The organism is Planococcus sp. APC 3900 (assembly GCF_030407735.1).
Taxonomy (GTDB): domain Bacteria; phylum Bacillota; class Bacilli; order Bacillales_A; family Planococcaceae; genus Planococcus; species Planococcus notacanthi.
The window spans coordinates 399929-412194 of the sequence record NZ_JASDCT010000002.1; the positions used below are offsets into that span (position 1 = coordinate 399929).

Annotated in this window: 12 protein-coding genes; 7 read left to right on the forward strand and 5 right to left on the reverse strand. The window is 43.8% G+C overall.

The annotated features are described in order from the left end of the window. Window positions 1–15: 15 nt before the first annotated feature. Window positions 16–213, reverse strand: coding sequence for a YlaF family protein (locus QMA04_RS05940; protein WP_301610274.1), 198 nt, complete (start codon window positions 211–213; stop codon window positions 16–18). 111 nt (window positions 214–324) lie between these two features. Between QMA04_RS05940 and typA the strand changes: the two genes are divergently transcribed. Beyond that, complete coding sequence (gene typA / locus QMA04_RS05945; protein WP_290184527.1) at window positions 325–2172, forward strand: translational GTPase TypA; 1848 nt, start codon at window positions 325–327, stop codon at window positions 2170–2172. 24 nt (window positions 2173–2196) lie between these two features. Next, window positions 2197–2526 (forward strand): YlaH-like family protein, encoded by a 330-nt coding sequence (locus QMA04_RS05950; RefSeq protein WP_191713957.1) that lies wholly within the window; start codon window positions 2197–2199, stop codon window positions 2524–2526. Here QMA04_RS05950 and QMA04_RS05955 read toward each other — a convergent pair. From QMA04_RS05955 to QMA04_RS05965, 3 genes are read right to left on the reverse strand one after another with little or no spacing between them, the layout of a single operon-like run. After that, entirely contained in the window at window positions 2520–2969 is a 450-nt protein-coding gene (locus QMA04_RS05955; protein ID WP_191713958.1) for a hypothetical protein, read from the reverse strand. The two genes, QMA04_RS05950 and QMA04_RS05955, sit on opposite strands and share 7 nt — an antisense overlap. Further along, entirely contained in the window at window positions 2969–3172 is a 204-nt protein-coding gene (locus QMA04_RS05960) for a YlaI family protein (protein ID WP_146556486.1), read from the reverse strand. Before QMA04_RS05960 ends, QMA04_RS05955 begins: the two co-directional genes overlap by 1 nt. A 12-nt stretch (window positions 3173–3184) precedes the next feature. After that, window positions 3185–3691, reverse strand: coding sequence for a peptidyl-prolyl cis-trans isomerase (locus QMA04_RS05965; RefSeq protein ID WP_191713959.1), 507 nt, complete (start codon window positions 3689–3691; stop codon window positions 3185–3187). A 168-nt stretch (window positions 3692–3859) separates the two neighbouring features. Between QMA04_RS05965 and QMA04_RS05970 the strand changes: the two genes are divergently transcribed. The 3 genes from QMA04_RS05970 to pyc all read left to right on the forward strand — a co-directional run bounded on the left by QMA04_RS05970 (window position 3860) and on the right by pyc (window position 8906). Continuing rightward, window positions 3860–4141 carry an Fpa/YlaN family protein gene (locus QMA04_RS05970; RefSeq protein WP_058384833.1) on the forward strand — a complete coding sequence of 94 codons (282 nt, stop codon included), beginning with the start codon at window positions 3860–3862 and terminating at the stop codon, window positions 4139–4141. Window positions 4142–4283: 142 nt separating this feature from the next. Continuing rightward, a complete protein-coding gene (locus tag QMA04_RS05975; protein WP_191713960.1) occupies window positions 4284–5450 on the forward strand; it encodes an FtsW/RodA/SpoVE family cell cycle protein in 1167 nt (388 codons plus the stop codon). Between the two features lie 15 nt (window positions 5451–5465). Further along, window positions 5466–8906, forward strand: a complete 3441-nt coding sequence (gene pyc / locus QMA04_RS05980; RefSeq protein ID WP_191713961.1) for a pyruvate carboxylase — start codon at window positions 5466–5468, stop codon at window positions 8904–8906. Window positions 8907–8943: 37 nt separating this feature from the next. On the opposite strand, the gene QMA04_RS05985 is transcribed toward pyc, so the two are convergent. Further along, window positions 8944–9855: a COX15/CtaA family protein gene (locus QMA04_RS05985; RefSeq protein WP_191713962.1), complete on the reverse strand. Its 912-nt coding sequence runs from the start codon at window positions 9853–9855 to the stop codon at window positions 8944–8946. Window positions 9856–10203: 348 nt separating this feature from the next. Here QMA04_RS05985 and cyoE point away from each other — a divergent pair, with 348 nt between their 5' ends. Together cyoE and coxB are read left to right on the forward strand one after the other, a co-directional pair. After that, on the forward strand, window positions 10204–11121 hold the full coding sequence (gene cyoE, locus QMA04_RS05990; RefSeq protein WP_290184535.1) for a heme o synthase: 918 nt from the start codon (window positions 10204–10206) through the stop codon (window positions 11119–11121). A 51-nt stretch (window positions 11122–11172) separates the two neighbouring features. Then, window positions 11173–12264: a cytochrome c oxidase subunit II gene (gene coxB / locus QMA04_RS05995; RefSeq protein WP_290184537.1), complete on the forward strand. Its 1092-nt coding sequence runs from the start codon at window positions 11173–11175 to the stop codon at window positions 12262–12264. Window positions 12265–12266: the final 2 nt, after the last annotated feature.

The following is a 12266-nucleotide window of genomic DNA, read 5'->3' on the forward strand; positions in this document are numbered from 1 at the left end:
CATCTTTTTTTATAATTACAGTAATCCGGCTTCCCGCATCTCTTTCTTTTTCTTAAAGCCCATGCCCATAATCAGGCAAAGCACCAAAATTGCTGCGAAAATACCCAAAACGCTGCGCAGGCCTACAGCTAAGCCGATTCCTGCCATCGCCAGCAATGCTGCAATAGAATAAAAGACAAATATCCATTTTACGTTTTTCAATAAGCCAATCAAGCGATTTTCCTCCTGTAGCATATAGCCTGAAATAAAATCTTAGGGTTTTACACCTATATGTGCTATACTAGCACAGTTATAGGCATGAAAAAAGAATATTGGAGTGAAATTATGACTAAATTACGTAACGACCTAAGAAACATTGCTATTATTGCCCACGTTGACCATGGTAAAACAACTCTAGTGGATCAACTTCTACAACAATCCGGAACTTTCCGTTCAAACGAACACGTTGAAGAACGTGCGATGGATTCTGGCGATATCGAAAGAGAACGCGGAATTACGATTCTTGCGAAAAATACTGCAATCCAATACAAAGATTCTAAAATCAACATTTTGGATACTCCTGGACACGCTGATTTCGGCGGAGAAGTTGAACGTATCATGAAAATGGTTGATGGTGTTCTATTAGTAGTAGACGCGTACGAAGGCTGTATGCCACAGACACGCTTCGTTCTGAAAAAAGCATTGGAACAAAACTTGAAGCCAATCGTTGTTGTAAACAAAATTGACCGTGACTTTGCACGTCCTGAAGAAGTGGTTGACGAAGTCATCGAATTGTTCATTGAACTTGAAGCGAATGACGATCAATTGGAATTCCCGGTTATCTTTGCATCAGGCATGAACGGCACAGCAAGTCTTTCTTCAGATCCTGCTGATCAGGAAGAAAACATGCAGGTCATTTATGATGCGATCCTGGAACACGTCCCAGCGCCAATCGATAACAGAGATGAGCCACTTCAATTCCAGGTAGCTCTTCTTGATTACAGCGATTATGTTGGACGTATCGGAATCGGCCGCGTATTCCGCGGAACAATCGAAGTTGGCCAATCGGTTTCTTTAATGAAACTTGACGGGTCATTCAAAAACTTCCGTGTGACGAAAATGCACGGTTTCATGGGCCTTAAACGGGTGGAAATCGAAAAAGCGGAAGCTGGAGATTTGATTGCCATTTCTGGTATGGAAGACATCAACGTTGGGGAAACAGTTTGTCCACAGGATCATCAAGAAGCATTGCCGATCCTGCGCATCGACGAGCCTACTTTGCAAATGACTTTCCTAGTAAACAACAGCCCGTTTGCAGGTAAAGAAGGTAAGTGGATTACGTCAAGAAAAATCCAGGAACGTTTGGATGCACAATTGCAGACTGATGTATCATTGCGTGTAGAACCTACAGATTCACCGGATGCATGGATTGTATCTGGACGCGGAGAGCTGCATTTGTCGATCTTGATCGAAAACATGCGCCGTGAAGGATTTGAACTTCAAGTTTCAAAACCAGAAGTTATCGTCCGCATGGTAGACGGAGTTCGCTGCGAACCTGTTGAACGCGTTCAAGTGGATGTTCCTGAAGAATATACAGGCGCAATCATTGAATCATTAGGCGAACGTAAAGGCGAAATGCTGGATATGGTCAATAACGGAAGCGGACAAGTCCGTTTGGTGTTTAACGTACCGGCTCGTGGATTGATCGGTTACACAACTGAATTCCTTACACAGACTCGCGGATACGGAATCATCAACCATACATTCGACAGCTACCAGCCAGTTGCTTCTGGCCGTGTTGGTGGACGTCGCCAAGGTGTATTGGTATCTATGGAGCGCGGTAAAGTTTCGACTTACGGCTTGATGGGCATCGAAGACCGCGGTACTGCATTTGTTGAAGTCGGTGCTGAAATCTATGAAGGCATGATCGTTGGAGAACATAACCGTGATAGTGACTTGACAGTGAACATTGTAAAAATCAAAGCTGCAACGAACATCCGCTCAGCCAACAAAGACCAAACGACTACGATGAAAAAAGCACGTTTGATGAGTCTTGAAGAAGCACTTGAATACTTGAATGATGATGAGTTATGTGAAATTACACCACAAACGATTCGTTTGCGCAAAAAAATTCTTGATAAAGCTGAACGTGAGCGTATGGCTAAGAAGAAAAAAGTTGCCATCGAAGAATAAGTGGAATGGAAGGATGTATAATCCGTGGACGATCAAGCTTTTGTCTATGACAATATGTATCCGGTAGCCCGAATTCTATACCAAAGTATGCCAAGTTTCGAAGCTGCAGGATATGCACTTTTTGCAGTCATCTTCCTGCTTTCGGCATTTGTTTATAAATTGGGGTTTGCTAAAAAGCTATCAATTGGGAAAAACGTAGTAATCGGCCTGTTTCTTGCGGTCGGAGGATTGGGGCTAACTTTCTTAGCCTTCTTCCTGCCGATTGTGGAGGGGCTAGTCATTGCGGCGCTTATTCTGATCCTTTATAAAATCCGCCTATGGCGCGAAAAACGCGAAAACGCTGTATCTCATTGAGATACAGCGTTTTTGCGTTCAAAGGTTTTGTAAAGGATCGGCAATAATAAAGCATAAGTAAGATGTCCGAATAGCCAATAAAGAAACGCTCCCCAATCAGTGGCTGCAGGCACATCAGCTTCGACTGCCAGCCAGGATAACAAGAAATAGAGAAACGGAAAAGGCACGGACAGGAACAGGCTGATCAGCACTAGTTGGCCGAATGGATACTTGCGTCTTTTGGCCAAATAGACATAAACAACGCCAATGATAAGTGAAATGAGCAAGTGGAAAATGAATTCGGTTATCTCAGACCATTGCACATCGCCGATCAACGGGATAAAATCGACATTCAGCAACAGGGTATATACTTGTTCGCCAGTGACAGATTGAATCCATTTCAGCAGAAGCCCCAATATCAACCCGCTCCAAAAACCGATCCAGAGACCTTTTAAGAGCTTCATCAGAAGTCATCCTCAATACTGCGGGAGCTGCGGTAAAAACGGAAGGAACCGGTCGCCAGGCGTTCTTTGGTCCTTTCGGTGATACGGTCATGGCATTCATTGCACATATGAGTGTGGATGGGCCGGTTGCGCAAGCGCTTGGCCTGTAAGGTATCATCCACTAATTCTTCAATTTTATCGCAGATTACGCATTGGACACGCATGGTCTATCACTCCTATTCGAATCGGATGGCTTGGATATCGGTAATCGGATTATCCTGATTGGAGCCATCCGGAAGCAACACATGGACAGGGCCATTTTCTCTTAGAGGCTGTCCTTTTTCACTGAATTTGAAAATCAGCTGTTGGGCATGTTCAATCGGGAATTCGAACTCTCCATTCGCCGTTTCGAAAACAACGCGCTTAGTGTGTTCAAATGGTTCTGCATTTAATAGGAATGGCTTGAATGCGATACCGAACGTACCTGTCAGCATCTCTTTCTTTTCTTTGCTCTTATACGTTTTTTCTGAATTCAAGGTAGGCGGAACGGTATTGCCTTCCATGATTTCACGGGACCAATGCTCGCCCATTCCGCGTTTATACTCTTCAAGTTCGTCTTTCTCTATCCGCTCTTCCTGGAAATACGTCTCCAGATTCAATTTACGGTCATCAAAAATCCAGACAGTGGGATCTAATACTAGTTTGAACTTCACTTCACCTTTAAAAGGTACGATAAATTCCATGGGTAAACCCTCCATTAAAATATTCATTCTCTTAACAGTATACCTTTTTGTGTCAAGTTGCCAAAGGGATTCATCTCTTTCTTTATAGAGGCTTGCATTTTCCCTCCTTAAAAGATACACTTTAAACAGGAAAATAGAGAAGAAAACTCATAAAATGGGGGAGTCCTCATGGAACATACAGAAGAACAAACATACCATCTGAAGGCTTTAGAACTCCTCAAAGCTGATGCAGAAAAAATCGAGCAGCTGATTAAGGTGCAAATGGACCATTTGACATTGCCATCTTGTCCTTTATACGAAGAGGTGCTTGACACCCAAATGTTCGGTCTTTCACGCGAAATTGATTTTGCGGTAAAGCTGGGGCTCATTGAACGTGAGGCTGGAAAAAATTTAATGGATACGCTGGAGAAGAAACTTTCCATTCTGCATGAAGCGTATACAAATAAATGATCTAAAACTCAAACGAACGCTGTTTGAGTTTTTTACAATTTAAGAAGTATAATCATTCAGCACTGCGAAAGCCGCAAGCGAAGCGAGTGTAGGCCGCTTGCGCTTTTGCCATTAAAACTATCAAATTAAAAGAGGTATAAAAATGAAATCTTACATCAAGAAATACGCAAAATTCTTCGACTACCCATTATTTTTCGCATACTTAGCACTGACCTTATTCGGATTGATCATGATCTACAGTTCAAGTATGGCCTGGTCGGTCAACTATTACGGTTCAGCGCCCGATCGTTTTTACATACAGCAATTAATCAACTTAGCCATCGCATTCCCGGTCTTTGTAGTGGCCGCAATCTTTCCATACAAGCATTTTAAAAAACGCTGGATGATGGTGACGATTTTAACTGTTGTTTTTGCCGGATTGATAGCTGTTCATTTTATTGGATTTGCAGCAGGTGGGGCAAAAAGTTGGATCAGCCTCGGATTTGCCAATATCCAGCCGTCTGAAGTGGCGAAAGTCGGCATCATCTTGTACTTGGCTGGTGTTTTTTCAAACAAATACAATAAAGGAACCATCAACAAGCTGAATGAATCCATCATTCCACCGGTTATTATTTTGACGCTCGTCTTATTTTTGGTATTTCTTGAACCGGATCTTGGTTCGATGTTGATTATCGGGTCAGTTGGTTTAGCAGTCATGTCGGCAAGTGGGGTTCGGTTAAAACCCTTTATCCGTCTGGCTGGTGTTTTTATCGCTGCAGCATCAATCATTATTGTGCCTTTCATGCTATTTGCTGGAGACATGATTTTTACCGAGAAACGCCTTGGCCGTTTAGATGCATTCTTTAATCCGTTTTCCGATGAGCTGGGCTTTGGCTTTCAAATAGTCAATGGGTATCTGGCTATCGGATCCGGTGGATTAAGCGGGCTGGGACTCGGCCAATCCATACAGAAGCTTGGCTATCTTCCGGAACCGCATACGGATTTCATCATGTCTGTCATTGCTGAAGAACTGGGAGTCCTGGGTGTCGTTTTCGTTTTAGGCGGACTGGCTTTCATTGTTTTGCGGGGGCTTTGGATTGCCATGACCACGCATGATCCGTTGGCAAGAATGCTTGCAGCGGGTGTTGCCAGCATGATCGGAATTCAATCTTTCGTTAATTTAGGTGGCTTGACGGGCATAATTCCGTTAACTGGAGTCACACTTCCTTTTATAAGCTATGGCGGAACCTCGGTAATTTTGTTATCTTTAGCTATGGGAGTATTAATGAATGTTTCCATGTTCAATAAATACGAAAAAACGAAAAAGTAAAGGGTGTGCTGTGGTGTGAAGGAGATTAACAAGATCTTGGTAGCAAACCGCGGAGAAATCGCTATTCGGGTTTTCCGCGCTTGTACAGAACTGAAAATTCAAACTGTTGCGATTTACTCACAGGAAGACAGCGGTTCGTATCATCGCTACAAAGCAGATGAATCCTATTTAGTGGGTAAAGGCAAAAAGCCGATTGATGCTTACTTGGATATTGAAGATATCATTCGCATCGCAAAAGATTCCGGCGTGGATGCAATTCACCCAGGATATGGTTTCTTGTCGGAAAACGTCCATTTTGCAAGACGCTGTGAAGAAGAAGGAATTGTCTTTATTGGCCCGAGCTCCAAACATTTAGACATGTTCGGTGACAAAGTGAAAGCGCGTACTCAGGCGATCGCTGCAGGCATTCCCGTAATTCCAGGAACAGATGGTCCTGTAGAGTCATTACAGGAAGTTGAAGAATTCAGTAAAACAGCTGGGTTTCCGTTAATGATCAAAGCTTCTCTTGGCGGTGGAGGACGCGGAATGCGCATCGTCAGAACGCAGGAAGAGCTGGCATCTTCATATGAACGCGCAAAGTCCGAAGCGAAAGCGGCTTTTGGATCGGATGAAATGTACGTTGAAAAGTTCGTTGAGAAGCCAAAACATATCGAAGTTCAAATATTAGGCGATACAGAAGGCAATGTCGTTCATTTGTATGAAAGAGATTGTTCAATTCAGCGCCGCCACCAAAAAGTCGTAGAAATCGCGCCTTCCAATTCAATCAGCAACGAATTGCGTAATGAGATTTGTGATGCTGCAGTTAAATTGATGAAAAACATTGACTACATAAATGCGGGAACTGTCGAATTCCTTGTAGCAAACGATGAATTTTACTTTATTGAAGTGAATCCGCGCATTCAGGTGGAACATACCATTACAGAAATGATCACAGGAATCGACATTGTCCATGCACAGATCCATATTGCCAGAGGGCATATGATCCATAGTGAAGAAGTGGGCATTCCACAGCAAAAGGATATTCCGTTATTCGGTTACGCGATCCAATCCCGTGTAACAACAGAAGATCCATTAAACGATTTTATGCCCGATGCCGGGAAATTGATGGTTTATCGTTCTGGTGGAGGATTCGGTGTCCGTCTGGATGCAGGAAATGGCTTCCAGGGTGCTGTAATTTCACCTTATTACGATTCGCTTTTGGTGAAAGTATCTACATGGGCCGTAACGTTCAAGGAAGCTGCCGGTAAAATGGACCGCAACCTTCAGGAATTCCGTATCCGGGGAATCAAAACGAACATCCCGTTCCTGGAAAATGTCGTCAAGCATAAAAATTTCATCAAAGGTGACTTTGATACAAGCTTTATCGACAGCACACCGGAATTGTTCATCTTCCCGGTAAGACAGGATCGCGGTACGAAGTTATTGAGCTATATCGGCAATGTGACCGTCAACGGTTTCCCAGGGATCGAGAAGAACAACAAACCGATTCATGCAGCGCCGCGCAAACCGGAAGTGGATCTATTAGCTCCGGCACCAAGCGGGACAAAGCAGATTTTCGATCAGCAGGGTGCTGACGGATTGACGAAATGGATACATGAGCAAAAAGATGTCTTGTTGACGGATACAACATTCCGTGATGCCCACCAATCGTTATTGGCAACGCGCGTCCGTTCACATGATTTATTTGAAATCGCCAAAGAAACTTCTCAGTTGCAGAATGACCTGTTTTCACTGGAAATGTGGGGAGGCGCCACTTTTGACGTATCCTACAGATTCCTCAAAGAAGATCCATGGGCTCGCCTGATTAAACTGCGCCAGGAAATTCCGAATGTGTTGTTCCAGATGCTGTTCCGCGGCGCCAATGCCGTCGGATACAAAAACTATCCGGATAATGTCATTCGCGAATTTGTCCGCAAGTCCGGTGATGCAGGAATCGATGTATTCCGCATCTTCGATAGCTTGAACTGGATCAAAGGAATGGAAGTGGCGATTGATGAAGTCCGCCAATCCGGCAAGATCGCTGAAGCAGCGATTTGCTACACAGGAGACATCCTGGATCCAAGCCGTGACAAGTACACGGTTCAATACTACAAGGATATGGCCAAGGAGCTGGAAGCAGCGGGCGCCCATATTCTGGCCATTAAAGATATGGCGGGTCTTTTGAAACCGGAAGCAGCGTATCGCTTGGTATCCGAATTAAAAGATACGGTTTCATTGCCGATCCATCTTCACACACATGATACAAGCGGCAACGGCATCTATTTGTACTCAAAAGCCATCGAAGCAGGCGTGGACATCGTAGATACCGCACTTGGATCGATGGCAGGGCTGACGTCACAGCCAAGCGCCAATTCACTTTATTACGCAACAAGCGGCAGCGGGCGTGAAGTCAGAGCAGATATTAAAGGAATCGAAAAATTGTCCCATTACTGGGAAGATGTCCGCAAGTACTATGTTGACTTTGAAAGTGGCATGAACAGTCCGCATGCAGAAGTCTATGAGCATGAAATGCCAGGCGGACAGTACAGCAATCTCCAGCAGCAAGCAAAAGCAGTTGGGCTTGGATTGCGCTGGGAAGAAGTCAAAACCATGTACTCACGCGTCAACCTGCTGTTTGGGGATGTCGTAAAAGTAACGCCTTCTTCTAAAGTGGTGGGAGACATGGCTTTGTTCATGGTTCAAAACGAGTTGGATGAAGAGACTGTCATCTCAAAAGGGCAAACAATCGATTTCCCTGAATCAGTCATCGAATTCTTTGAAGGTTATATTGGACAGCCTCATGGCGGATTCCCTGAAGAGCTTCAGAAAGTTATTTTGAAAGAGCGCCAACCGATTACAGTTCGCCCTGGCGAATTGCTGGATCCTGCTGATTTCGATGAAATCAAAAGAACTCTTTACGACAAGTTGGAGCGTCCGGTTACAAGCCATGAGGTTTTGGCTTACGCGCTTTATCCGAAGGTATTTGAGGAGTATACAGCTACCAATATTCAGTTCGGAAATGTTTCTGTTCTCGACACCCTGACATTCTTGTATGGGATGAGATTAGGGGAAGAAATTGAAGTGGAAATTGAAAAAGGCAAGACATTGATGATCAAGATGGTATCAATTGGCGAACCGCAAAAAGATGGAACGCGCATCATCTATTTCGAATTGAACGGCCAACCACGTGAAGTCAGCATTCAGGACATGACGGTGGAAACGGACAGTACCGCTAAACCGAAAGCAGACCCGACCAATGAAAGCCATATTGCGGCGACTATGCCGGGGACAGTATTAAAAGTCCTAACGGAAAAAGGCACTAAGGTGAAACGTGGAGATCACTTGCTGGTAACTGAAGCAATGAAGATGGAAACGACTGTTCAGGCTCCGTTTGATGGAACCATTCAAGATATCCATGTAGTGGCAAGTGATGGCATTTCTACAGGCGACCTATTGATTGAAATGGAGAAAAAATAAAAAATGGCTGGCGCCAAAGCGCCAGCCATTTTTGTTTTTACTTTTTAATTCGGCTGCGTGAAACGAGCAGCACCATATAGCACAATAAACCGAAAAGCATAGAGATGAGCAGCGAGTGAAGAAGTGCCACAAACAAATTCAGCTTTGTCAAAACAACGAGCATGCCGGTGGTCGCTTGAAGAAGGACGATGATGAAAGCGATGATCCAACCCCAATAGATGACACGCTGGTCTTTGTATTGCTTGAATGCGTGCCAGGCAATGTAACCGAGCCAGATGACGATTAAGCCGGCTGCAGCGCGATGGCCCATTTGGACCCATTCGTACATATTGCTGGGCAATGCAAAGTCATCGTTTCGGCATAGTGGCCAATCCGCGCAGATCAAACTGGATTCGGTATGGCGTACTAAAGCGCCCGTATAGACTACGATGTAGGAGTATAACGTAACGCCTATTGTATGGAAGCGCAATTTTTTGCCGATCTGCAAACGATCAGCGTCAAACTTCCGATCCACTTCAAAGATCAGCAGCGTCAATAATAAGATGGAAGCAAACGACAGCAGGGAGATGCCAAAGTGAAGAGCTAAGATGAAATCACCTTGTCCCCAAAGAACTTGTGCTGCACCAATCAATGCCTGCAGAACTAAAAAGAAAACGGCCATAATTGCCAAAAATTTTGTTTCTCGTACATGGCCGAATTTTCTCCAGGCCCATACTGCTAAAATGACTATCAGGATACCGACGACCCCGGTAACAAGGCGGTGCGAAAATTCAATCAATACTTCAGCTGTAATATTATCCGGGATCAGCTTGCCATTACAGTCTGGCCAGTTTCGTCCGCAGCCTAAACCGCTGTCGGTCTTAGTGACCAGGGCGCCGCCCAGAAGAATAAACAGCATGCCTATGGTAGCCGCAACGGCAAACCATTTGATATATCTATTTTGCTGCAAAATACCACCTACTTTTTTCTATAGAAAACTTTTCAAGATTCATTTACCTGCATACTCGATAATAGCGAAAGTTTCTTTAAAACACAACGAGAAATCAGCAATAGTAGAAACTTTCAAGATTTGGACATAATAATTGGAGCTTCACAAACTGTTCAAAAACTATTATTTTTCTATCTTAAAATAGTGAGGCCGTTCATGTATGATAGGAGATGGATATTTGTGAGACCATTTGCGTGAAAATCATCTCTTTTATCAGGAAATTTCAGTTATATGTAGAAAAACAACTGGAATTTAGATATAGTTATGGTTAGCGGAATATGCTTACAACTTTGAAAGGAGGGGAATTATATGTCAAACGGCCGGGCAATGTCTGCAGAGGCGAACGAAGCTCCGGAAGCGTCCACATTTCTGAAAGACTTCTTGGCACTTATAAAAATTGGAATCGTGAATTCTAATTTAATTACTGTTTTTACAGGATTGTGGCTCGCCTTCCAGTTCTCTGACAGACATTTTCTGAGTGAGCTGAATATCCTCGTCTATACAATAGTCGGTTCTGCACTGATCATTGCGGGTTCTGCAGCTATGAACAACTACATCGATACGGATATAGACCCGTTAATGGAAAGTAAGAAAGCACGTCCGACAGTGACAGGAAGATTTAAGCCATCTGCTGTATTGGCACTCGCTGTTTCTTTCATCGTTATAGGCGAAATATTTTTGTTTTCCGCTTCTATATCCGCTGGTGTATTAGGAATTGCCGGAGTTTTAGCGTATGTCGTCTTATATTCCATGTGGTCAAAAAGACGGCATGTCAGCAATACGATTGTGGGGAGCATCTCTGGTGCGATTCCGCCACTTATCGGATGGGCTGCTGTGGAACCATCACTGGGCGCAGGCGCTTGGGCGTTATTCCTGATCATGTTCATTTGGCAGCCGCCGCATTTTTATGCTTTGGCTATGAAACGGACAGAAGAGTATCGGGCAGCGAATATTCCCATGCTACCGGTAGTTAAGGGTTTTCACCGAACAAAAAAATCGATGCTTGCATGGGTTGTAATGCTTATCCCTCTGCCATTCCTATTAATGGAACTTGGGACGGGCTTCATCATCTTAGCTACACTTTTGAACATTGGCTGGCTTGTATTGGCTATTCGCGGTTTTAAAGTGATTGATGATTTGAAATGGGCGAAGACAATGTTCATCTATTCATTGAACTATATGACCATTTTATTTGTTTCAATGATTATTTTCGCTGTCTTTGTCTGAGCAATATTTCTAAAGAGAAATTATTTATATGAGAGAGGGGTATGAAAAGCTATGATGAAAGGGATTAAAAAATGGCGCCTTTTCGCATTGATGACCACATTACTGGTTTTTCTTGCGGGATGCGGACGTGAAGAGATTTCAACTTTAATACCAGCAGGCAAAGTTGCTCAAGATCAATTCAACCTATTGATTTTATCATCTGTCGTTATGCTGTTTGTCATTATTGTTGTATCGATTATCTTCGTATTGGCAATTGTTAAGTTCCGCCGTTCTAAAATGGGAGAAGACATGATCCCTGAACAAGTCGAAGGAAGCGCGAGATTAGAATTTATCTGGACAGCTGTTCCGATTGTTCTTCTTTTAATTCTTGCTGTTCCGACAGTGTACTCGACATTCGATTTGGCTGACGTTACATCAATGGACGTTCAGGCAGAGGATGGCAATTCGACTCATTTGACAGTCAACGTAACCGGTAAACTTTACTGGTGGGAATTTGAATATCCAGAACAAGGAATTACAACTGCACAAGAATTAGTCGTACCGACTGATGAGCGCGTGTATTTCAACTTGATTTCTGCGGATATCAAACACTCATTCTGGATTCCATCCATTGGCGGTAAATTGGATGTTAACCCTGAAAACGTAAACACTTTCTACCTTGAATTTGACCAAGAATCTTCAGAGCTTGAAGATGGCGTATTCTACGGTAAATGTGCTGAGCTTTGCGGACCTTCTCACGCATTGATGGATTTCAAAGTGAAATCTGTAGATCGCGAAGAGTTTGACCAATGGGTAACGGCAATGCAGGCTGAACCAACTCCTGCCGAAGGCGCTCTTGCTCAGCAAGGTGAAGAATTGTTCGGACAAGACGGATTAGCTTGTATTTCTTGTCACGCAACTTCAGGTGCAGTCACTGCTTCTGGAGTAGGCCCTAACATGGCGACATTCGGCGACCGCAACCGTGTTGCAGGATACTTAGAACACAATGAAGAAAACCTTAAAAACTGGATTGCAGATCCACAAGAATACAAGCCGGGCAACTTGATGCCGGATGCCGCTTCTTTAAACGGCGGTAACGAATTGACAGACCAAGAACTTGATGCTCTTGCAGCCTATTTAATGGGCTTATCAGTCGAAGAGTAGAA

Bases quoted from the DNA above. Each gene is read 5' to 3' on its own strand.
- QMA04_RS05955 (WP_191713958.1), bottom strand. From the start codon at position 2,969: ATGAAGCTCTTAAAAGGTCTCTGGATCGGTTTTTGGAGCGGGTTGATA.
- coxB (WP_290184537.1), top strand. From the start codon at position 11,173: ATGATGAAAGGGATTAAAAAATGGCGCCTTTTCGCATTGATGACCACA.
- QMA04_RS05970 (WP_058384833.1), top strand. From the start codon at position 3,860: ATGGAACATACAGAAGAACAAACATACCATCTGAAGGCTTTAGAACTC.
- cyoE (WP_290184535.1), top strand. From the start codon at position 10,204: ATGTCAAACGGCCGGGCAATGTCTGCAGAGGCGAACGAAGCTCCGGAA.
- typA (WP_290184527.1), top strand. From the start codon at position 325: ATGACTAAATTACGTAACGACCTAAGAAACATTGCTATTATTGCCCAC.
- QMA04_RS05960 (WP_146556486.1), bottom strand. From the start codon at position 3,172: ATGCGTGTCCAATGCGTAATCTGCGATAAAATTGAAGAATTAGTGGAT.
- QMA04_RS05965 (WP_191713959.1), bottom strand. From the start codon at position 3,691: ATGGAATTTATCGTACCTTTTAAAGGTGAAGTGAAGTTCAAACTAGTA.
- QMA04_RS05975 (WP_191713960.1), top strand. From the start codon at position 4,284: ATGAAATCTTACATCAAGAAATACGCAAAATTCTTCGACTACCCATTA.